This window comes from Pseudomonas brassicacearum (assembly GCF_000585995.1).
Lineage (GTDB): Bacteria > Pseudomonadota > Gammaproteobacteria > Pseudomonadales > Pseudomonadaceae > Aquipseudomonas > Aquipseudomonas brassicacearum_A.
This window is the reverse complement of sequence record NZ_CP007410.1, coordinates 5140191-5160325: the sequence shown is the minus strand read 5'-3', so window position 1 is coordinate 5160325 and position 20135 is coordinate 5140191. Positions and strand designations below refer to the sequence as shown.

General features: G+C 58.4%; 22 protein-coding genes. 9 read left to right on the top strand and 13 right to left on the bottom strand.

The genetic code is table 11. From position 1 onward, the window contains the following. The first annotated feature begins 120 nt into the window (after positions 1-120). A complete protein-coding gene (locus tag CD58_RS22095) occupies positions 121-1746 on the top strand; it encodes a methyl-accepting chemotaxis protein (protein ID WP_025215131.1) in 1626 nt (541 codons plus the stop codon). Between the two features lie 79 nt (positions 1747-1825). On the opposite strand, the gene CD58_RS22090 is transcribed toward CD58_RS22095, so the two are convergent. Both CD58_RS22090 and CD58_RS22085 read right to left on the bottom strand, forming a co-directional pair. Continuing rightward, on the bottom strand, positions 1826-2131 hold the full coding sequence (locus tag CD58_RS22090) for a PepSY domain-containing protein (protein ID WP_025215130.1): 306 nt from the start codon (positions 2129-2131) through the stop codon (positions 1826-1828). Positions 2132-2281: 150 nt separating this feature from the next. Beyond that, a complete protein-coding gene (locus tag CD58_RS22085) occupies positions 2282-3409 on the bottom strand; it encodes a glycerophosphodiester phosphodiesterase (RefSeq protein ID WP_025215129.1) in 1128 nt (375 codons plus the stop codon). A 243-nt stretch (positions 3410-3652) separates the two neighbouring features. On the opposite strand from CD58_RS22085, the gene CD58_RS22080 reads away from it, so the two are divergent. Next, positions 3653-3979, top strand: a complete 327-nt coding sequence (locus CD58_RS22080; RefSeq protein WP_025215128.1) for a DUF2025 family protein — start codon at positions 3653-3655, stop codon at positions 3977-3979. A 133-nt stretch (positions 3980-4112) separates the two neighbouring features. Here the strand turns inward: CD58_RS22080 and CD58_RS22075 are convergent, their stop codons facing one another. Beyond that, positions 4113-4427 (bottom strand): antibiotic biosynthesis monooxygenase family protein, encoded by a 315-nt coding sequence (locus CD58_RS22075; RefSeq protein WP_025215127.1) that lies wholly within the window; start codon positions 4425-4427, stop codon positions 4113-4115. Then, positions 4424-5134, bottom strand: coding sequence for a CTP synthase (locus tag CD58_RS22070; RefSeq protein WP_025215126.1), 711 nt, complete (start codon positions 5132-5134; stop codon positions 4424-4426). The genes CD58_RS22075 and CD58_RS22070 overlap by 4 nt, the downstream gene beginning before the upstream one ends. 14 nt (positions 5135-5148) lie before the next feature. On the opposite strand from CD58_RS22070, the gene CD58_RS22065 reads away from it, so the two are divergent. Continuing rightward, positions 5149-6096 (top strand): LysR family transcriptional regulator, encoded by a 948-nt coding sequence (locus tag CD58_RS22065; RefSeq protein ID WP_038436709.1) that lies wholly within the window; start codon positions 5149-5151, stop codon positions 6094-6096. A gap of 57 nt (positions 6097-6153) precedes the next feature. Beyond that, entirely contained in the window at positions 6154-6684 is a 531-nt protein-coding gene (locus CD58_RS22060) for a DUF1003 domain-containing protein (RefSeq protein ID WP_025215124.1), read from the top strand. Between the two features lie 43 nt (positions 6685-6727). On the opposite strand, the gene CD58_RS22055 is transcribed toward CD58_RS22060, so the two are convergent. Next, entirely contained in the window at positions 6728-7336 is a 609-nt protein-coding gene (locus CD58_RS22055) for a TetR/AcrR family transcriptional regulator (protein ID WP_025215123.1), read from the bottom strand. A 190-nt stretch (positions 7337-7526) separates the two neighbouring features. On the opposite strand from CD58_RS22055, the gene CD58_RS22050 reads away from it, so the two are divergent. Next, positions 7527-8585, top strand: a complete 1059-nt coding sequence (locus CD58_RS22050; RefSeq protein WP_025215122.1) for an MBL fold metallo-hydrolase — start codon at positions 7527-7529, stop codon at positions 8583-8585. 15 nt (positions 8586-8600) lie between these two features. On the opposite strand, the gene CD58_RS22045 is transcribed toward CD58_RS22050, so the two are convergent. Both CD58_RS22045 and CD58_RS22040 read right to left on the bottom strand, forming a co-directional pair. Continuing rightward, positions 8601-8918, bottom strand: coding sequence for a helix-turn-helix domain-containing protein (locus CD58_RS22045; RefSeq protein WP_025215121.1), 318 nt, complete (start codon positions 8916-8918; stop codon positions 8601-8603). An 82-nt stretch (positions 8919-9000) separates the two neighbouring features. Continuing rightward, positions 9001-9777: an AraC family transcriptional regulator gene (locus tag CD58_RS22040; protein ID WP_025215120.1), complete on the bottom strand. Its 777-nt coding sequence runs from the start codon at positions 9775-9777 to the stop codon at positions 9001-9003. Between the two features lie 112 nt (positions 9778-9889). On the opposite strand from CD58_RS22040, the gene CD58_RS22035 reads away from it, so the two are divergent. Next, positions 9890-10705, top strand: coding sequence for a sulfite exporter TauE/SafE family protein (locus CD58_RS22035; protein WP_025215119.1), 816 nt, complete (start codon positions 9890-9892; stop codon positions 10703-10705). Positions 10706-10830: 125 nt separating this feature from the next. Continuing rightward, a complete protein-coding gene (locus tag CD58_RS22030) occupies positions 10831-12027 on the top strand; it encodes a DUF4179 domain-containing protein (protein ID WP_025215118.1) in 1197 nt (398 codons plus the stop codon). Here the strand turns inward: CD58_RS22030 and CD58_RS22025 are convergent. From CD58_RS22025 to CD58_RS22010, 4 genes are all read right to left on the bottom strand, one after another. Then, positions 12024-13010 (bottom strand): hypothetical protein, encoded by a 987-nt coding sequence (locus CD58_RS22025; protein WP_025215117.1) that lies wholly within the window; start codon positions 13008-13010, stop codon positions 12024-12026. The two genes, CD58_RS22030 and CD58_RS22025, sit on opposite strands and share 4 nt — an antisense overlap. A gap of 613 nt (positions 13011-13623) precedes the next feature. Next, positions 13624-14046: a hypothetical protein gene (locus tag CD58_RS31985; RefSeq protein WP_235195279.1), complete on the bottom strand. Its 423-nt coding sequence runs from the start codon at positions 14044-14046 to the stop codon at positions 13624-13626. Beyond that, positions 14010-14519, bottom strand: coding sequence for a Bro-N domain-containing protein (locus tag CD58_RS22015; protein WP_025215115.1), 510 nt, complete (start codon positions 14517-14519; stop codon positions 14010-14012). Before CD58_RS22015 ends, CD58_RS31985 begins: the two co-directional genes overlap by 37 nt. A 397-nt stretch (positions 14520-14916) precedes the next feature. After that, positions 14917-16164 (bottom strand): ribonucleotide-diphosphate reductase subunit beta, encoded by a 1248-nt coding sequence (locus tag CD58_RS22010; protein WP_025215114.1) that lies wholly within the window; start codon positions 16162-16164, stop codon positions 14917-14919. A gap of 28 nt (positions 16165-16192) precedes the next feature. Here CD58_RS22010 and CD58_RS30760 point away from each other — a divergent pair, with 28 nt between their 5' ends. Then, positions 16193-16495, top strand: a complete 303-nt coding sequence (locus CD58_RS30760) for a hypothetical protein (protein WP_144238608.1) — start codon at positions 16193-16195, stop codon at positions 16493-16495. A gap of 158 nt (positions 16496-16653) precedes the next feature. Here the strand turns inward: CD58_RS30760 and CD58_RS22005 are convergent, their stop codons facing one another. Beyond that, positions 16654-16833 (bottom strand): hypothetical protein, encoded by a 180-nt coding sequence (locus CD58_RS22005; RefSeq protein WP_025215113.1) that lies wholly within the window; start codon positions 16831-16833, stop codon positions 16654-16656. A gap of 31 nt (positions 16834-16864) precedes the next feature. Beyond that, entirely contained in the window at positions 16865-17128 is a 264-nt protein-coding gene (locus CD58_RS22000) for a DUF2790 domain-containing protein (protein WP_025215112.1), read from the bottom strand. A gap of 431 nt (positions 17129-17559) precedes the next feature. On the opposite strand from CD58_RS22000, the gene acs reads away from it, so the two are divergent. Further along, a complete protein-coding gene (acs, locus tag CD58_RS21995) occupies positions 17560-19515 on the top strand; it encodes an acetate--CoA ligase (protein WP_025215111.1) in 1956 nt (651 codons plus the stop codon). Positions 19516-20135 lie beyond the last annotated feature (620 nt).

Sequence of the window (20135 nt, the reverse complement as noted above, 5' to 3'; positions counted from 1 at the left end):
AGGCTACTGGCGAGTCGATGACATGTCATATCCCCGCATTCGGGTTGCGAGGTCGTGCGTTTGCGGACATGGAGGTCTGGGCGCTGTTCCCGTTGTTTTTTGCCTAGAGATTCCTTCCTCATGTTTCTACAAAAATCCCTAAGAGCCCAGATTCTTGCTCTGTTGAGCGGCAGCCTGCTGGCGATGCTGTTGATCGCCCTGGCGTCCTTTCAGTTCCTTTCTGATGGTGTTCAGAATTATCGCAACCTGATCGATGGCCCATTGCGTGCCTCGCAACTGATCGATGAAGCCAATCTGCAATTCAAGGTGCAGGTACAGGAATGGAAAAATGTCCTGCTACGCGGTAAGCAGCCAGCGGAACTGGATAAATACTGGAAGCAGTTCGAGGCGCGTCAGCATGATGTCCAGGGCATCCTTGGCGACTTGATCGGGCATGAAGGGGTGCCGACGGCAATCAAGACGCGTATTGAGGTCCTGCGGGAGGAGCATCGTCAACTGGGCGTGGCCTATCAAAAGGGCCGTGATGCATTTGTCGCCTCTGGTGGTGATTCCGCGGCGGGCGATGCGGCGGTCAAGGGCGTGGACCGTGCGGCCAGTGAGCAAATGAGCGCGCTGGTGGTGGAGTTGCGCAAGCTGGGTACCGAGCAATCGGTGCTGATCAGTGCCAGTGCCGATCGCACGATTATGCTGGGCACCTTGGTCATGCTGGTGTCGGGCGTGCTGATTGGGTTGTTCAGCCTGTGGCTGGTCAATCGCAACTTGGTTCAGCCGATCCGTCACCTGATCGAATACGTGACCCGACTGAGTCATGGGCGTTTCGCCGAGCGTGTGACGAGCAACCGTCAGGACGAGCTGGGCAATTTGGCAGTGGCGGCCAACACCCTGCGTGATTTCCTTGCCGAAACCTTTACTCGCCTGCAACGCAGTGCCACGGAGCTGGACAGTGCCAGCGGTGAACTCAGCGCCATCGCCAGCCTGATGAGCCAGGGCACCAGCGAGCAATTCGAACGTACCGATCAGGTGGCGACGGCGATGAACGAAATGTCCGCCACGGCCCAGGAAGTGGCCCGCCATGCCGCTGACGCTGCAAGGGCGGCCGATGATGCCGATCAATCGGCGCAACAGGGCGAGAAGGTCATGCAAGGGACCATTCACACCATTACTCGTATGCGCGGCGAGATCGCCAACACGGCCACGGTCATCCGTCAGTTGGAAACCGACAGTGGGCGCATCGGCAAGGTGCTGGAGGTAATCCGCGGGATCGCTGAGCAGACCAATCTGCTGGCCCTCAACGCCGCTATTGAAGCTGCGCGGGCCGGTGAGGCGGGGCGCGGTTTCGCAGTGGTCGCCGATGAGGTCCGCAGCCTGGCTCAGCGCACGGCGTCATCTATCATCGAGATCAACCAGATCATCCAGACGGTACAAACCGGCGCGGTGGACGCGGCCCACGCCATTGAGAGTGGGCAGTCCCGTAGTGAGGAAAGTGTGGAACAGGTGACCCAGGCTGGTGTGATGCTCGAGCGCATCACTCAGGCTGTCGAAGCCATTCGCGACATGAACCGCCAGATCGCCACCGCAGCGGAAGAGCAGACGTCCGTGGCCGAAGACATTTCGCGCAATCTTACCGAGATCACCTGCATTGCCAGTACTAACCTGGACAATGTGCAGCGCACCGAAGCCGCCAGTCGGGATTTGCACGGCTTGTCGGGGCAGTTGAATGAGGTGACCGCGCGATTGAGTGCCTGACGATAGTTCGCGGTAGTTATCGCTAAACGCAAAAGAGCCGCGCAACCCTCAGGTTGCGCGGCTCTTTTTTGCAGATGAATCAAGTGTCTTGCTTGTTGCTCAGCACTTTGCCAGTGGTCGCATCGAAGTCAACGTCAAACTCTTTGCCGTCGGCGGTTTTCAATTCGACTTCATACTCATAACCGTTGAAGTGGTTATCCAGGTCGGTGTCGGTGATGGTGGCACCTGGGTGCAACTTCAGGGCTTCTGCGTTCATCGATTCCAGGGACTTGATCTTGCCGCTTTTGACCAGGTCAGGGATCTGGTCGATTCGAACGTCAGCCTGGGCCAGGCCAGCGGTGAGGGTCAATGCAGCAGCGGTGAACAGGGCAGTCAACGTTTTCATAAGTTCTTTCCTTGGTGTCATTAAGGGGTGAGTCGTTTAAGTGCGTTCAGATTATCTCTGGCAACTTAATTCACCCTTAATTCGGAAAACTTTTGAAAAGCAGGATAAAGCCCATGGGACTAACGTCGTTGTTCCATGGGCGTGTTCGGGTCAGTAACCGTTCTTCTCCAACAACTGCGCCACGCTGCCCGTGTCGGGACGCTTGAAGTATTTGAGCAGTTCACTGGCGCGGTTGGTGAAGATGCCATCGACGCCGGCATCCATGACTTTCTTGAAGTCCACGGCTTCATCCACGGTGTAGACATGCACCAGCAGACCCTGGTCATGGGTGTACCGGTTCATCCAGGGTTGCACCAGGTCCGAGTAACTCTGGCTACCGCCATGGGTCAACGCTGCGGACGGTCCGGTGCCGATGGCGCCCTGGGCCTTGGCGTACTGGATCCACTTTTCGAATTCGGCCTTGTCCTTGGGTTCCTGCTTGGCGTAATAAACCGCTTTGTCCGTTTCACCGGATTGGGCAAACGGCACCTTGGACTTGGGCTCGATGTTGCCTTCGCCGACCCATAACAGCAGGATCTTCGGCACTTTCGGCATCTCCTTGTGCAGCAGTTCGAGGCTGCTCTTTTCGAAGGTCTGCAAGACCACCTTGCCCTTGCCTTGGCCGACCCCGGTGGCGCGCTTGGCCAGTTTGGATCCGGACGGGCTCAGCCAGCCGCGGTCCTGCAATTTATCCTTCAGGTCGCGCTCGATGCCGGGGAACAGCTTCGGCTCCTTGGTTTCAATGTACAGCCCCGGTTTTTGCTGCGGGTTGCCCTCGGCGATGTTGATCACTTCATCAAGGGTGAGGATTTTCAGGCCCACGAACGACGGGCGGGCGCGGTCCGGGTAGGCGGCGTTGAACCAGCTGCCGGCATCAAGGGTCTTGAGTTCCGCCATGGTGAACGCGTTGGCGGTGCTGTCCTTGCGCTCGGGGAATTTCGTCGCGACATCCGTGGTGCGCAGCAGGCTGTCGTCATGCAAGACGAACAGCACGCCGTCCTTGCTGCGTTGCAGGTCCAGCTCCAGGTAATCGGCGCCCAGGTCGCGAGCCAGTTTGTAGGCCGCGGCGGTGGATTCCGGCGCGTCGAACGAGGCGCCGCGGTGGGCGATGACCGCTGGATGAGGAATGCCTTGAAGGGCCGCCAGGGCCTTGGGGCTCGGGGCCTCGGCGGCCTGGGTCTGACCGAAGCCGAGCAACAGGCTCAGCATCAAGGCGCCGCGAGTGAAGGTGACAGGCATGCTCGAGATCCTTTCGTAGGTTTGCAAAGACCTCTCTTTTAACAACTGAACGCTACCGGCGCTATCGCTATACCGACATAAATTTGTGCAAAGCAGATTTTTCCCACGCCTTTTCAGGATGCTTTGCAGTACCCTTGGCCGCACCAGTTTCCCCGGCAGAGGGAAACCTGAAGCCAGCGTTCACTTGCCTTGTGTGTAAACCATCGATCAGACGTCCTGAGGGACGCATCCATGAGGTTTACCATGCGCACCACTTCGACATTCATCTGCCAGGCCGCCGACCAGCTCAAGGGTTTTGTCGGCCTGAACCGCAAGACCGGCCAATACATCGTGCGGTTCAGCGAAGACGCCTTCGGCATGGACGTGGCCGACGACGGCATCATCCCCACCAGCGAATTTGTCTGGACTCCCGTGACAGACGGCACCATGGCCCTCAAGCGCGAGCGGATCCAGTTGTTGCTGGATCAGAACATCGACGACCGGATCAACCTCACCGAACCCTTGCGCGTGTACATGGCCCGCAGTGATTTGCCGGAGATCGTGGCGGTGCGACAGTTGGTGGCAGGCTGAGCCCCCGATCTTGAGTTGAATAAAAATCCTGTGGGAGCGAGCTTGCTCGCGATAGCGGTGGATCAGCCAATATCACCGTGACTGCTCATACCGCCATCGCGAGTAAGCTCCCACAAGGATTTGTGTCCTGGCATTAGATTGGGCGTTGGAAGGCATACTCCCGTTCGACCTTGCACACCCGCGTATGGCAATGGGCATACCAGGTGGAACGACCGCGCTCGCGGATCGCGCTGTGTTCGGGATGCTGTTTCCAGGCCAGGATCGCAGCTTCATCGCTCCAATATGACACCGTAATCCCCAGACCCTCTTCGCCACGGGCCGATTCCACGCCGAGAAACCCCGGCTGCTCTCGGGCCAGGGTCAGCATGCGCTCGGCGGCTTCGGCGTAGCCTTGGTCCCCCTCCGTGCGCAGGGATGTGAAGATCACCGCGTAATAATGGGGGTTCATGGCATTGTCCTGGCACAGGCTTCGACAAACGCCCTGACCAGCGGCGGCACGCGACCCTCCAGCGCTGCACGCTCAGGCTGGAACAGCGTCGCGACAAAGAACGGATGATCGCGCAGTTCCACGGCTCGCAGGTCACCGGCTGAATCCCGGGCCACGGCGTGCAAGCGTTCGCCCAGCAAGTCGTGTTCAAATTCTGGATTGACCCCGAAGCGGCAATGGTAGCCCTCGAATACCGTCTGGCGACCATAGGCCCTGGCAATCAAGGAATCCGCCTCGAGTTGGAGGCTGTCGATGGTTTCGACCAAGGCGCAGCTCAGCGGCGTCAACAATACCCGTTCCGCTTCAGGGGCGGTTTCGCCATGGGCGGCGTCGGCCCAGCCCATCACATTGCGGGCATATTCCAACACCGCGTGCTGAAAACCGCCGCAGGTGCCGAGGAAAGGGCGGCGTTGTTCGCGGGCAAAACGAATGGCTTGCAAGGCGCCGTCTTCGTTTCGGTAAGGACTGCCGGGCACGCACCAGACGCCATCGAAATCCTTCAGCACCGTGCTGTCTGTGATGAGCTCGGTTGCCAGCCATTGGAAGCGAATCTCTTGGCCGGTTTGTTTTTCGGTCAGTTCCAGGGCGATGGGGATCGCTCGGTGGGCGGTGATGTGTGGGTCGTGATCGCCGACCAGGGCGATGTGCAAAGGACGTTGGTTTTCCATGGGAGGCTCGCCGCTTGTTGATTCCTGGTTGCCACTATAGATTGGCGTTCACGCAATCAATATTGGCGTTTACCCAATTGATCAATGCATCGACGCACTATCGTCTGGATTACCCCGATCTTTCCCTGATCCTGGCGCTGGTCCGTGGCGGCTCGCTGGCCCGGGCAGCGCGATTGCTGCATGTGGACGTGTCCACGGTATTCCGCTCGGTACGCCGGCTCGAGGCGGCGCTAGGCCAACCCTTGTTCGAAAAAAGTCGTGCCGGGTACTTGCCCACGAGCCTGGCCCAGGCGCTGGCCGAACAGGCCGAGCGCGCCGAGCAGGCCTTGGAGGCGGCGCGTATCGGTGTGGAGCAGGGTGGCGAGGTCGTCAGCGGCACGGTACGCCTGACGTGCACTGACGCGGTCCTGCAAGCCTTGTTGCTGCCCGCGCTGGCGCGGTTCATGCCCGCGTACCCGGCGTTGACCCTAGAGTTGAGCACCTCGAACGATTTCGCCAACCTGAGTCGTCGTGATGCCGACATCGCGTTGCGCTTGACCCGCACACCGCCGGAGCATCTGGTCGGTCGCAACCTGGGCGATGTGGCTTACCGGGTATGTGCCGGCACCACCTATTTGCGCTCGACGAATCCAGATGATTTGGCCGCCATGGCCTGGATTGCGCCGGACGATTTCCTCCCTGATCACCCCACCGTGGCCTGGCGCCGCCAACATTTACCTGGCGTGGTGCCTGCCTATCGCTGTAACAGCATGCTCTCGGTCTCCGAGCTGGTGCGGGCCGGCTTGGGGGTAGCGGCGCTGCCGGACTTTCTGATCGATGAGAACCAGGGCCTGATGCCTTTGGGCGAGCCGCTGGCAGGCTATGATACGGCGCTTTGGCTCCTGACCCGCCCGGACTGCCGCGCCCTGCGTTCTGTGGTGACATTGTTCGATGAGTTGGGGCGCAACTTGCGTTTACGCTGACCTTAACCAGCAGCGCGTATAGTGCTTTAAGCCCCGGTCCTGGCAGAGAACATCACGATGACGAAATCCCAACCCACCGCCACCGCTCCCGTTGATCACTTACGTTTTCATCGCCCTCACGCGCATTTGGCACCGACTTTCGGCAATGACCGCTTTGCGCTGCGGGCGGAGGCCTTCGCGCGTTTTTTCGGGACGCCGATGTTCCTTGGTGCGCAAACCCTGATCGTGCTGCTATGGATCAGCCTGAACCTGATGGGGGTCTTTCATTTCGATGCCTACCCGTTCATTTTGCTTAACCTGGCGTTCAGCCTGCAGTCGGCTTATGCCGCCCCCCTGATCCTGCTGGCGCAAACCCGCCAGGCTGCGCGGGACAAGGCCCAAGCGGAAGCCGATGCTCAACATCGCGAAGCCTTGGCCATCGCCAACAGCGAACGCCAGGCCCAGGCTGCGCAGAACACGGCGCAGTTACTTGAATTGTTGGAACAGAACACCCGTCTGACGGAAATGACCAAGGCCTTGACCGAGCGTATCGATAGCCTGACCACCGAAATGCACCAGAAATTCGTGAGCAGTCCGCCGGCGCAATAGACCTTCATTCTGCGGGAGCGCTTTGTTCAGGAGGGACTGAGGTTCAGGCCTGGTAGCGGCTCAGAAACATGTCGAGGGTCGATTCGATCACGTGTATCTGTTCATCCTCGGTCAGGCTCGGCTGACCCATGGAAATCTGTGGCCAGAAGGCGAACGTCTTGAGCAGTCCGTGCATTTGCTGGGCTGCAAAGGCCGGTTCCACGGGCTTCAACTGGCCATCGGCCTGGGCCAGGCGAATCCAGACGGTCAAGCCTTCTTCGCGCTCGCCCATGCGCCCAACCATGTCCTGGGCTCGCTCGGGGGAATGAATCGTTGCGGCAATGGCGATGCGCGCCAGGTCGAGGAAATTCTCGTCCGCCAGCATGCGCAACTTGGCTTGCAGCAAAGCCTGCAGTTGCTCTCGCAGAGGTTTTTCGCAGCTGTAGGACACGTCCTGTTCTGCCGTAATGCTGTGCCATAACCGATTCAAAATCTCGGCAAACAGCGCTTCCTTGCTGGGGAAGTGGTTATACACCGTGCGCTTTGATACGCCGGCGGTCGCCGCGATCTTGTCCATGCTGGTGATCTCGAACCCGCTGCTGCGAAATTCGGCAATCGCGGCTTGAAGGATGGCTTCGCGTTTTCGCTCGGTAAGGCGCTGCGGTACGGTCATGTGCATTCGTCGGGTGGAGAGGGGAGGACTTACACTCAGCAGTTTACTTGCTCACAAGATTCATGCAATCTAGAAACTACACCGAGCGGTGTAGTTTATGCGTCAAGCGGCTGAGCGTGCATGCAACGGCCATCCAGCGTCCCACAAAGGCGAAGCGCAATTGCGACGACGTCCTTGGAGTTATCGCACCATGACCACTCCCTCTATTTCGACCGACAGCCCGTCTGCCCAGCCTTCATCCCGGCATGAACAGGGCAAGTATCGCAATCACACCTTCACTCCGCGGCAAGGGTTCGGCACCACCTTGCGCATCATCTGGAACATGACCTTCCACAAGCCGCGCGCCACACGGCCTGCGGGCGCCATTGAGGTCCAACCGTTGACGCGCGCTGCTTTGCTGGCTGCGCCGAACAGCAGTGTCTGGCGCCTTGGTCATTCCACCGTGCTGCTCAAGCTGCGGGACAAGTTTTGGCTGACCGATCCAGTTTTCTCCGAGCGCGCCTCACCCGTGCAATGGGTCGGGCCGAAGCGTTTTCATCAGCCGCCCATCAGCCTGGAAGAGCTGCCGCCGATTGAAGCGGTGATCCTTTCCCATGATCATTACGACCATCTCGATCATCAGGCTATCCTCAAGCTTGCAGCCAAGACTCGCCATTTCCTGGCCCCCCTTGGCGTGGGCGACACCCTGGTCAAATGGGGCGTCGACGCCAGCAAGGTCCGTCAACTGGACTGGTGGCAAGGCACCGAGGTCGACGGTATCGAGTTCATTGCCACGCCATCCCAGCACTTTTCCGGCCGCGGCTTGTTCGACAGCAACAGCACCTTGTGGGCGTCGTGGGTGATGATCGATGGCGCCACCCGGATTTTCTTCAGTGGCGACACCGGTTACTTCGACGGTTTCAAACGCATCGGCGAGCATTACGGCCCCTTCGACCTGACGTTGATGGAGACCGGCGCCTATAACGTCGATTGGCCCCATGTGCACATGCAACCTGAGCAAACCCTGCAGGCCCATATCGATCTAAAGGGCCGCTGGCTGCTGCCGATTCACAACGGCACGTTCGACCTGGCGATGCATGCCTGGTACGAACCCTTCGATCGCATCCTGGCCCTGGCCTGGGAGCGCAACGTCAGCATCGCCACGCCGCAAATGGGCGAAACATTCACCCTGACGCAGCCACAACGTGGCCGGGCCTGGTGGCTGGACGTGGAGCCCTCGGCTTATCAGGACCAGCCCGACATGGCCTGACCCCCGACGTATCGATCATTCGATCATGGCGTAGTCTGGCCGCTCCATCGGGTCCGGCGTGGCGCCCTTGATGTTCATGCCACGCCCCGGCGCGAAGCCGGGAAAGAACACCAGGCCTTCGGATTCCAGCCGAAAGGCCAGGGCCAAGCGGGTCACGTCGAGCAACTCGCCCCCGGCTTCGAAGCGCCGGATGGCCTGGACTGAGACGCCGGACTGCCGCGACAACTCCTCGACACTCCAACCGAGCATGGCTCGGGCCTGCGCGCTATGGGCAGGGGTGAATTGATAGACAGCGATACGTTGCAGGGTGGTTTTGATTGCGAGAGAGGCCATGGGGGTTCTCCAAAGCGGCGGGTTCAAAAATACTGTGTTTTTGTACAGTTGTTTTGAATCCGGATCAATCTCATTTTTTTGATCAATGACCAGCGGCTGCTTCCTGCCAGGCGCTTGGGGCTTGACCCAGCACCCGGCGAAACATGGTGGAGAACGCCGCTGGGCTGTCGTACCCCAGATCGAGGGCAATGCGGGTCACCGAATGGCCCTCAGCCAAGCGAGGCAGCGCCGACATCACGCACGCCCGTTGTCGCCATTGACTGAAGCTCAGCGTGGTCTGCCGACTGAACAGCCGATTGAACGAACGCAGGCTGACCGGCAACTGCGCGGCCCATTGCGCGGGCGAGGCGTGGGCGTCGGGATGTTTCAGGAATGCCTGGCACAGGCCCAGCAGGCGCGGGTCCTTCGGCAATGGAAGGTGCAGCGGTAAATGGGTGCTGCGCAACAATTCGTGCAGCAGCAGGCTGATCAATGCGCCGTCTCGTCCAGCCTCGTCATAGTCCGGGGCAAGCGCCACGGCTTCCATCAGCAACTGGCGCATCAGGGGCGAGACGCTGATGACCTGGCAACGCGCGTCCATGGCCGTCACGGCGGCCGGTTCGATATAAAGGCTGCGTGTACTGACGCCCACCATCAACACCTCATGGGCGACGCCTGGCGGAATCCAAACCGCCCGTTGCGGCGGCACCACCCAATTGCCCTCCGCCGTGCTGACCTGCATCACACCCGTGGCGCCATAGAGCAACTGTGCCCGACGGTGGGTATGGCGCGGCAACCGATGACCGTCGGGGTAATCCGTGCCGATAGCCACTACTGGCCGTGGCGTGTCGTCCAGCAGGTCAATCGAAACATTGCGCATCGAGCGGTATCCAGCGATTGGCGTAAACACAAACATTATTGGCCTACTTGCTGAGGCAGGCCAAGACCCATCGCTCTATCGTCGGCCTCTCTCAATTTACGGATGCTGCGCGATGTTCTACCTCTTGCTGGCACTCTTCGGTTGCATGACTGGCATCACTGCTGTGCTGTTCGGCTTCGGCGGTGGATTCGTCGTGGTGCCCTTGCTATACCGCATGCTCACCGCCAGCCACGGCACTGACGACCCTATCGGCCAATCGGCGATGCATATTGCCGTGGCCACCTCGACCTGCGTGATGATAGTCAGCGCGCTGATCGCCACCGCCAAGCATCACCGCGCCGGTAACCTCATTCGCCACTACGTGTGGCCGTTGGGCGGCTTCATCGGCGTGGGCGCTATCGTCGGAGCCGTTGCCGCGATGTGGGCGAGTAGCGAAGTCATTCGCTATGCCTTCATCGTTTATCTGGGCGTGACCATTTTGGACTGCTTGTTCAGACGCGGTTTTCTGACGCAGCCTGACGCTGTAGTCCCACGGCGATTGGGCAGGGCAGAGGTATCGGCAGGCGGAATCAGCATCGGCGTCATCGCCACTTTTCTGGGCGTGGGTGGCAGCGTCATGACCGTGCCGTTATTGCGTCGTTGCGGGCTGAACATGTCGCGCGCGACGTCCATGGCTAACCCGCTGAGTTTGCCGGTTGCGGTGGCCGGGACGTTGACTTACATGGCCATGGCCGGGTTTACCGAGTTTGATTTGGGGCCGTGGTTTGTTGGGTATGTGGATTTGCAGGCGTTCGCGGTTTTGACACTGGGCTCGTTAGTGGGGATTCGATTAGCTACGCCATGGATCGGGCGGATACCGGATCGATTTCACGCCGGGGTCTATATCGGATTGTTGATCGTCGTGATGTTGGGCATATCGGTGCGGTAAGTTGCTGCGTGGCATTGCTCAAAATTTTGTAGGAGAGGGTGGCATATCGATTCTATGAGGCTGATTCGTCATACTTCGCGCCACCCATTTCGTGAGCTGACGCTCGCTTTTTCCAGGAAGATTCCATGTTCAAAGGACTGTTGCTCCTCGCATCCAGCGCCGCGTGCCTGCTCGCGCTCTGTTCGACAGCCAGTGCCGACGGTGGTAGCGGCGTCTTTACCGGCACCTTGGGCAAGATGCCGATTGTGCTGGGACTCAACACTGCTCAAGAGGACGAGGTCATCGGTCGTTATTTCTATGAGAAATACCGTCGTGACTTGGGATTGAGCGGCTCGCAGCAAGGAAAGACCCTGACGCTGGTCGAGGGCGGTACCCGTTACGACGACGGCCAATCGCTGCCAACCCTGACGCTGCAAAAAACGGCCAACGGGTGGCAGGGTGAATGGAAAAGTCTCAAGGGCAAAGTTCTGCCCGTACAGTTGACCGAGGCCAGGCTCCCAGCACCTGGGGCTGATCTTTCCCCCGTTATCGCCGAGCTGCAAAAAAGTGATCCTTATGAGTATCTCCGCCTGCAAGGCTTGAAACTCAAGCCGGGCAAGAAAGAATCTTTCATGGGGCATGACTTGCAATGGTGGACGGAGCCAGATTCCGGTATTTCCATGTTCAGCGTCGAGTCGGGCTACTCGAAAGACGAACTACAACGGGTCAATCGGCAATTGTTGGGACGGCTCTGGACCGAAGTCATCAGCTACCACGGCTGTCTGTTGCAGGGCGCGGATAATGCCGAGTTCGACCAAGGCGTTGCGCCCAAATTCCTATCGCCCGATGTGATCAGCCTGAACATTTCCACAAGTTACTATTGCGGCGGCGTGCATCCGGATTTTGGCAATTCGCCGCTCAATCTCGATGCTCACACCGGCCACAGTTTGTCGCTGGAAGATGTTCTCTGGGTTGGCACAGGCAAGCCACCGCTGTACGCCGGCCACAACGACATGGGTGATGCTCCGTTGACCGATGAAGAGAGCCAGGCGCGATACACTTACCAGCGCGAGGTATTCGCGCCATGGCTGATCAAGCAATTCACCACGCTGTACCCCGACGAGATGCTGAAGCCAACGGATGAAGACAGCTGCGACTACACCGATGAAGGCGTCTGGGGATATTCCAATTGGTACTTCACCGAAAAAGGTTTGTACCTGGGACCGTTCTTCGCCCGCGCGCAACGCGTTTGTGATGACCCTGGCTGGTCGGTGCTGCCATACGCAGTCGTAAAACAACACCCCGGTGCGGTCAAACTTCAATTGCCCGGGACTGGTGACTAACCCTCAGCCAACCCGGGTGCCTCCCGAATAACGAAGTGATCGAGGTTCTCGATATTGGCACTGAACACCCCGAACGTCTGTTCGGGGTTCTTCTTGCTCGGCACCTGCTTCAACTCCGGCGTCACGCCATAAAAGAAGCAATACAACGGCGCATCACTGTCGGCGGCGTGCTTGATCTCTTCCAGGAACGCTTTGCGCTTGCGGTAGTTGTCGATCAGCTTCTTGCTCAGGTAAACGTTGACTGAGTAAGGTTTTTTCTTCGCCTCGTCCGCTTGCTTGAACCAGACCTTTGCTTCGAAATCGATGCGAAAGCTCAGCGTGTAATCCTTGATCTCCTTGATCTTGCCCCAGTAAATCAAGCCTTTGTTGTCCTGCAAATATTCGATCTTTTTGAAGAACGAGCCATAGGGTGCTGTGTGCTCGCCAATCTTCAGCGGCATACGCTTGAGCAGGTCCTTGTCCGCGAAGTTCGACACAAAACACTCCACCGGATGGGCGAAGACATGGGTCTTGTCCGGCGCCGAGTCACGGCCCGGGTGCTCGCTCTGATTGGCGGTTGAAGGCAGGCGCTCATCGCGTGTCACGTCCGCCACCGTCGCCGGGTTGGACGGCTTGCGCACATACTCACGCCGAGTCAGCAACAACTCCGAAGGGAAATGCTCCTCCCGCCCGTCATCCGATTCCGCCCCATCCGCCTCCAGGCCCGATGCCGGTGTCTTCAGGCTGACATAAGGGCAACCCTCGACATGCCGCGTGCTGGGGATGTTCTTGAAGTGCGGGGTGCGCACGTAATTCACATTCTTGGCGTTGAACGTCCCCAACACATTCGCCGCATCAAACGCCATTCGACAGGCGTCGTTGGGGCACTGGAACTGTTCCTTCGCGGAATCGAACGCCACCGTCTCGTCGAAATTCAAATCGCGCACGTCATAGATCGACAGCTTGTCGTCGAGGCTGCGGCAGTAGGCGAGGTCGAATTTCATGACGGGCTCGGGTCCTTGAGGGGGAAGGGTATTAATAGCGGGAGGCGGGATGGGTTGCACTGACTGTTTTCAGATCAGAGCAAATTTGTAGCAATGCCCCGCCCATGGACAGCGCCCGAGATGTTATTGATGCACCTCCAGCTCGACGCCGATCCTGTGGTAAGGGGATTTATCCCCGCTGGGCTGCGCAGCAGCCCCAATCCATAAAGCCAACAAAAAAACGTCGCTCGAACACGGACGGCAGCGTCGCAATTACAACTTGCTTCACCATGCGCGTGCATAACCGGAATTATATTGCCGGAAGTGAAGGGTTGAGCCGAGATAATCGGCATTATAGTTCCGACTATGTTGGACAAGCCTGCTTCAGAAGCGAGCGTTGCTACACTGCGAGGCATTGCGAAGGCCAAGGTTGATGACAAGGGGGCTCGAATGAGTGATGACGCAAAATCCGTAGGTACGCGTGCATGGCAGGGCGACAGGGTGATGATCACTAAGGCCGATAAGCCTCCTCTGGATCTGCTACCTCATGCCGATACGCCTCAGATGCGCAAGCCAGGTCGGTTGAAGGGGAAGATTCGGGCGTCGGCGGATTTTGACCGCACCCCCGGGGACATCATCGAGAGTTTTGAGGGGCGGTCGTGAGCTCGGAAGAGTTTTCCTGATCTGAGATTTCAGCAGGCACCTCAGCAATGCAGGCTTCGTCGAACTCCCGCATAGTGGCCGTGTCGATAGCGCCGATCTTCAGCAGCGCTTCAGCCGAGTTGTGAATCGATTCGAAAGCTTCACTTTTGTATTTTTCAGCCATGACACATCTCCAAAAAATTTCGTTCCTGAGCAACTCAACAGGAGCCCGCTCGCGATCTAAAAAACATAGTAATGAAGCCTGCCGCTGAATTGTGGCGAGGGGATTTATCCCCGCTGGGCTGCGAAGCAGCCCCAACCCCATTTCACCAACCAAAAACCGCCGCCCGAACACGGACGACGGCTTCAGATTGAGCTTCAAAACCCCCGCAAAACCCGCGACGCCTTCCGCCACCAGGACTCATGCTGTCCAAAAGGATCATCCACCAGCACCGCCGGCATATCCCGCAAGCGAATCCACGGCTCATCCTGCCAGTGCAGCATGCAGAGCGACATCTTCGGCCAATCCAACACGCTCAACGTAGGACGCTCCACCTTATGTGAGCAGCGCTCATCCCGCAGCGTAGGCACCACCTGATGCGTGATCCACTCACGCAGCAATCGATACTCAGGACAGTAGTGATAAACCAGCAACGCATAAACACCCGACTCGCTCAGCATCAGACGCTCTTCGGTCAACCCGTGGACATGCACGAGCATCATCCGACGCTGGTCAGGGTCAAGCTTGCGGGTCATGCGCTCATCGAGGTGCTTGCTCATCAAGCGTCCCAAGTCGGAGGCGCTGAACCAAGCTTGGTTTTCAACCAATAGGGCATGAAGATGGAGGTTGTGACGGGTGAAAGAGCCCGGGAGATAAGCATCAGGCATGACTGGTCTCCAGGGTATGCGGAGAGCAGGGTGAAATTTTTGTGGGCATAACTACCTCTACGTTCGAAGTTGGCGGCGCGAGCCCGACGTAGAGGATGTAAGGAAAATCCCAACAAGCTATTTCCCCACAGAATTGCTCATGTTCTTAGACAACATGCGCTTCTATGTTTGGCGATTAGCTACTACGTTGGGCGTTTCTTAGGCACCTGTGACTAAGATAAGTAACGAGGCGATACGGCGTCAATGCGGAACGATTCTGAGTTTTTCGTAGGGCAAAGGTAGCGCGCCTGCGTCAGAGTTAAACGCGGCTTTGGTTCTGCAGAACACAAAAAACCCCGCTTTCACGGGGTTTTAAGTTAAGTCGCTGGCGGTTCAGCTCAGGATTTCTCTCTCGAAATCAATCCCAGCTCAAAGCCCCACCCGTCTGATACTCGATCACTCGCGTCTCAAAGAAATTCTTCTCTTTCTTCAAGTCCATGATCTCGCTCATCCAAGGGAACGGGTTAGTCGTCCCTGGGTACTCTTCCTTCAGACCAATCTGCGACAAACGACGGTTAGCGATGAACTTCAGATAGTCTTCCATCATCGCCGCGTTCATGCCCAATACCCCACGAGGCATGGTGTCACGGGCGTATTCGATCTCCAGCTGCGTACCCTGCAGGATCATTTGGGTCGCTTCTTCCTTCATCTCGGCATCCCACAAGTGCGGGTTTTCGATTTTGATCTGGTTGATCACGTCGATGCCGAAGTTCAGGTGCATGGATTCGTCGCGCAGGATGTATTGGAACTGCTCGGCGACGCCGGTCATTTTGTTGCGGCGGCCCATGGAGAGGATCTGGGTGAAGCCGCAGTAGAAGAAGATGCCTTCCAGGACGCAGTAGTAGGCGATCAGGTTGCGCAGCAACTCTTTATCGGTGTCCGGGGTGCCGGTTTCGAACTTCGGATCGGAGATCGAACGGGTGTATTTCAGGCCCCAGGCGGCTTTTTTCGCGACCGATGGGATCTCGTGGTACATGTTGAAGATTTCGCCTTCATCCATGGCCAGCGATTCGATGCAGTACTGGTAGGCGTGGGTGTGGATCGCCTCTTCGAACGCCTGGCGCAGGATGTACTGGCGGCATTCCGGGTTGGTGATCAGGCGGTACACGGCCAGGACCAGGTTGTTGGCAACCAGGGAGTCGGCGGTGGAGAAGAAGCCCAGGTTGCGCATCACGATGCGGCGCTCGTCGTCGGTCAGGCCTTCCGGGGTTTTCCAGAGGGCGATGTCGGCGGTCATGTTGACTTCTTGCGGCATCCAGTGGTTTGCGCAGCCGTCCAGGTACTTCTGCCAGGCCCAGTCGTATTTGAACGGCACGAGCTGGTTGAGGTCGGCGCGGCAGTTGATCATGCGCTTTTCATCGACGGCGACACGGGCAGAGGCGCCTTCGAGTTCGGCGAGGCCTTCGGCGACGTCGAGTTTGTCGAGGGCGGCCTTGGCGCGAATGATCGCGGCCGAGTCGCTGGCCGTCACGGCCCGGGCTTCGAGGGCGGCGGCACCGCCGGCGCTGTCGAGGCGGTCCATGTTGGCTTCAGAAGCGTGGCCGGCGTTGGCGCCTTTTACAGCAACTTCGCCGTCTTCTTTGTCGAATTCGTCCCAGCTCAGCATGACGTGTCGTCTCCTGCGTGAGGGCCAGATGCCCGATGAAGGCCTACTGGCCGCGGTGGATCTTGAAAAATCGTTTGTTGCAGCAGCTGACGCAGGCAATAAACAGAAAAATGTACGGGTCATTCTGAAGCGGCTGTGTACACAAGGAGGCGATGAGCCTCTGCGTAGGCTTCAGGCTGGCGTGATCCCCTGTAAGGGAATATTGCAGGCCCGTTTAAGGCGGCATTATAAGGACTTTTTTGCCTACGTGCTGCGGCGAAATGGCCCACGAAGGAGCTGGTGGGTGGCATTCCCGCGTGGGAGCGAGGGTTTACAAGGCTTTGGCCGCTGAAGATTTTTTTTGCATGGGTCGGCTGGCGGTTTTTTTTGATCAAAAAACGAGCGTTTTTTACGGTTTTGCACTACATGTTGTGTTTATGGAGGGTTTTCGGCGGCTCCAGACACAACCAGGCCCGGTCGAAACCGGGCCATGGAAAATGCCATTAATGATCAACCAATGCGAGCTGAACCGGTGTGATCGAAGCCGTCGGCGGCGACGGTGGCGGAACCGGTGCTGTCGTAACCGTCTTCAGCGACGGTGGCGGAACCGGTGCGATCAAAACCGTCGGCGGCAAAGGTATGCGCAGCCAGTACGGACAGGATCAGGGCGAAGAACAGTTTGATTTTCATAATAGGTGCTCCTGGTTCGTTTAGACGTTGATCAGCCGTTGGAGCAGCCGTTACCCATGACGCTGTAGCGCAGGATGTGGCGCTGGCCTTTGGAGTCGTCGTATTCCATCTTCGCCGGGACCACTTCGCAGACGTTCGGGATGTCGCTCATGGAGATGACTTTGGCGATGTCCAGGTGGGTGGAGTAGGTGTACTCCTCAATGGCCGGTTTTTGCTGTGCGACATCGGTCGGGACTTCGTCTGCCATTGCGGTGGCGCAAAGGCTGCCGAGGACCAGAACCCATAAAGCTTTCATCTAATTCACCTTTCTTGAGGTCGAGTGGGGTCACGCAACCTTTTTGGGGTTGCGTGTGGAGCAGGTTTGGGAGGTTGGATTAACGGCCTTCGTGGGGGCTGTGTTGCGTTAATCGTGTTTGCCGGTTGGCGAGGTGGATTTTAGGGGGTGGGGGTGGGCGCAAAAAGACTCGGTTTTGATAAACACTGTTGGTTGATCTGGTAATAATCGCTGCGGAGTCCGGTGGTTGCCTGTGACATCAATGTTGGAGGTGCCGCCGCTATCGCGAGCAAGCTCGCCCCCACACGGGAAAATACCTGCGGGCAGGGCCTTGCACGTTAGTACCGACATTTTGTAGGGACTTGTTACTACCATCGTCGAATGGTTCTATAGGCCCGCCCCGGGCTACAACGGGACCATACAAAAACAACTATGTCACCGAGGTAAGAAAGATGAGTGCGGCTTCTGTGTATCCCGTTCGCCCCGAGGTTGCGGCCACTACGTTGACTGACGAGGCAACCTACAAGGCCATGTACCAACAGTCGGTGGTCAACCCGGATGGCTTTTGGCGCGAGCAGGCCAAGCGCCTCGACTGGATCCAGCCTTTCACCAAGGTGAAGCAGACGTCCTTCGACGATCACCATGTCGATATCAAATGGTTCGCCGACGGTACCTTGAACGTTTCCTACAACTGCCTCGACCGTCATCTGGCCGAGCGCGGTGATCAAGTGGCGATTATCTGGGAGGGCGATGACCCTGCCGAGAGCCGCAACATCACCTATCGCGAGCTGCATGAAGAAGTCTGCAAGTTCGCCAACGCCCTGCGCGGCCAGGACGTGCATCGCGGCGACGTGGTGACGATCTACATGCCAATGATCCCCGAGGCCGTGGTCGCCATGCTGGCCTGTGCCCGGATCGGTGCGATCCACTCGGTGGTATTCGGCGGGTTCTCGCCAGAAGCGCTGGCCGGTCGGATCATCGACTGCAAATCCAAAGTGGTGATCACCGCCGACGAAGGCGTTCGCGCCGGCAAGAAGATCCCGCTCAAGGCCAACGTCGATGACGCGTTGACCAATCCGGAAACCAGCAGCATCCAGAAAGTCATCGTGTGCAAGCGCACCGGTGGTGGCATCAAGTGGAACCAGCACCGCGACATCTGGTACGAAGACCTGATGAAAGTGGCCGGCACCGTTTGTGCGCCGAAGGAAATGGGCGCTGAAGAGGCGCTGTTCATCCTCTACACCTCCGGTTCCACCGGCAAGCCCAAGGGCGTGCAGCACACCACGGCCGGCTATTTGCTGTATGCGGCGCTGACCCATGAGCGCGTGTTCGACTACAAGCCAGGTGACGTCTACTGGTGCACCGCCGACGTCGGCTGGGTCACCGGCCACAGTTATATCGTCTACGGCCCGCTGGCCAACGGCGCGACCACGCTGCTGTTCGAAGGCGTACCGAACTACCCGGATATCACTCGGGTGGCCAAGGTCATCGACAAGCACAAGGTCAACATCCTCTACACCGCGCCGACCGCTATCCGCGCGATGATGGCTTCGGGCACCGCCGCTGTCGAAGGCGCCGATGGCAGCAGCCTGCGCCTGTTGGGTTCGGTGGGTGAGCCGATCAACCCGGAAGCCTGGGACTGGTACTACAAGAATGTCGGCAAGGAACGTTGCCCGATCGTCGACACCTGGTGGCAGACCGAAACCGGTGGCGTGCTGATCAGTCCATTGCCGGGCGCTACGGCGTTGAAACCGGGTTCGGCCACGCGTCCATTCTTCGGTGTGGTGCCGGCGCTGGTGGACAACCTCGGCAACCTGATCGACGGCGCTGCCGAAGGCAACCTGGTGATCCTTGATTCGTGGCCAGGCCAGGCTCGTACGCTGTACGGCGACCACGACCGTTTTGTCGATACCTACTTCAAGACCTTCAGCGGTATGTACTTCACCGGCGACGGTGCGCGTCGCGACGAGGACGGCTACTACTGGATCACTGGTCGGGTGGATGACGTGCTCAACGTGTCCGGCCACCGCATGGGTACCGCCGAGATCGAAAGCGCCATGGTCGCCCACCCGAAAGTCGCCGAAGCGGCGGTGGTCGGTGTGCCGCACGACATCAAGGGGCAGGGCATTTATGTCTACGTCACCCTGAACGCCGGCGAAGAAACCAGCGAAGCCCTGCGCCTGGAACTGAAGAATTGGGTGCGCAAGGAAATCGGTCCGATTGCTTCGCCGGATGTTATCCAGTGGGCCCCGGGCCTGCCGAAAACCCGTTCCGGCAAGATCATGCGCCGTATCCTGCGCAAGATCGCCACGGCGGAATACGACGGGTTGGGTGATATCTCCACCCTGGCCGATCCGAGTGTGGTGGCGCACTTGATCGAGACGCACAAGACCATGAACGTCGCCTGACGGCGGTTTGTGATCTCAAGAAGCCCCGCCTGGCATTTGCCTGGCGGGGCTTTTTTATGGCTGTCGAGCACCAAACCTGTGGCGAGGGGATTTATCCCCGTTGGGTCGCGAAGCGGCCCTGAAACCAGGCAACGCGGTGTATCAGGAAGAATGAGTTGGGGATCTTGGGGGCTGCTTCGCAGCCCAACGGGGATAAATCCCCTCGCCACAGGTTGGTGTTCGAATGACTGTTGGGTCTGGTTTGGGGCTGCTGCGCAGCCCAGCGGGAGCAAGCTCCCTCACCACAGGTTTGGTGGATGAATAAATATCGGCGTTTAAAGTAGGAGGTGTCCGAACGTTACCGATGTTTCGAAATGTGTAACCAAAGGCGCCACAACGGGGCGATGTGAAACGCGAAGCCCTGTTTCAGCGCCTTTCCTGGCCTCGGATAAAATAAGCCGACACGCTGTGCTTGCCGGATTAGAAGGGTTTGCGAATAATGGGCCCGCTATTTGCAGCATAGATCGGTTTCCCTTCTTTTGCTCTTGCATGAATTTGCGGGGCTGTCAATGTGCTCGATCCGCTTTCTCGGTGCTTCTGTAATTTGTTGTCGCATTGAAGAAATATCGGCTTCGGGCCTG

Bases quoted from the DNA above. Each gene is read 5' to 3' on its own strand.
- CD58_RS22025 (WP_025215117.1), bottom strand. From the start codon at position 13,010: ATGAAATTCGACCTCGCCTACTGCCGCAGCCTCGACGACAAGCTGTCG.
- CD58_RS22090 (WP_025215130.1), bottom strand. From the start codon at position 2,131: ATGAAAACGTTGACTGCCCTGTTCACCGCTGCTGCATTGACCCTCACC.
- CD58_RS22055 (WP_025215123.1), bottom strand. From the start codon at position 7,336: ATGACCGTACCGCAGCGCCTTACCGAGCGAAAACGCGAAGCCATCCTT.
- CD58_RS22010 (WP_025215114.1), bottom strand. From the start codon at position 16,164: ATGCTGAGCTGGGACGAATTCGACAAAGAAGACGGCGAAGTTGCTGTA.
- CD58_RS22080 (WP_025215128.1), top strand. From the start codon at position 3,653: ATGCGCACCACTTCGACATTCATCTGCCAGGCCGCCGACCAGCTCAAG.
- CD58_RS22060 (WP_025215124.1), top strand. From the start codon at position 6,154: ATGACGAAATCCCAACCCACCGCCACCGCTCCCGTTGATCACTTACGT.
- CD58_RS22040 (WP_025215120.1), bottom strand. From the start codon at position 9,777: ATGCGCAATGTTTCGATTGACCTGCTGGACGACACGCCACGGCCAGTA.
- CD58_RS22005 (WP_025215113.1), bottom strand. From the start codon at position 16,833: ATGAAAATCAAACTGTTCTTCGCCCTGATCCTGTCCGTACTGGCTGCG.
- CD58_RS22070 (WP_025215126.1), bottom strand. From the start codon at position 5,134: ATGGAAAACCAACGTCCTTTGCACATCGCCCTGGTCGGCGATCACGAC.
- CD58_RS22035 (WP_025215119.1), top strand. From the start codon at position 9,890: ATGTTCTACCTCTTGCTGGCACTCTTCGGTTGCATGACTGGCATCACT.
- CD58_RS22000 (WP_025215112.1), bottom strand. From the start codon at position 17,128: ATGAAAGCTTTATGGGTTCTGGTCCTCGGCAGCCTTTGCGCCACCGCA.
- CD58_RS22015 (WP_025215115.1), bottom strand. From the start codon at position 14,519: ATGCCTGATGCTTATCTCCCGGGCTCTTTCACCCGTCACAACCTCCAT.
- acs (WP_025215111.1), top strand. From the start codon at position 17,560: ATGAGTGCGGCTTCTGTGTATCCCGTTCGCCCCGAGGTTGCGGCCACT.
- CD58_RS22085 (WP_025215129.1), bottom strand. From the start codon at position 3,409: ATGCCTGTCACCTTCACTCGCGGCGCCTTGATGCTGAGCCTGTTGCTC.
- CD58_RS22030 (WP_025215118.1), top strand. From the start codon at position 10,831: ATGTTCAAAGGACTGTTGCTCCTCGCATCCAGCGCCGCGTGCCTGCTC.
- CD58_RS30760 (WP_144238608.1), top strand. From the start codon at position 16,193: ATGCCCGATGAAGGCCTACTGGCCGCGGTGGATCTTGAAAAATCGTTT.
- CD58_RS22045 (WP_025215121.1), bottom strand. From the start codon at position 8,918: ATGGCCTCTCTCGCAATCAAAACCACCCTGCAACGTATCGCTGTCTAT.
- CD58_RS22095 (WP_025215131.1), top strand. From the start codon at position 121: ATGTTTCTACAAAAATCCCTAAGAGCCCAGATTCTTGCTCTGTTGAGC.
- CD58_RS22050 (WP_025215122.1), top strand. From the start codon at position 7,527: ATGACCACTCCCTCTATTTCGACCGACAGCCCGTCTGCCCAGCCTTCA.
- CD58_RS22075 (WP_025215127.1), bottom strand. From the start codon at position 4,427: ATGAACCCCCATTATTACGCGGTGATCTTCACATCCCTGCGCACGGAG.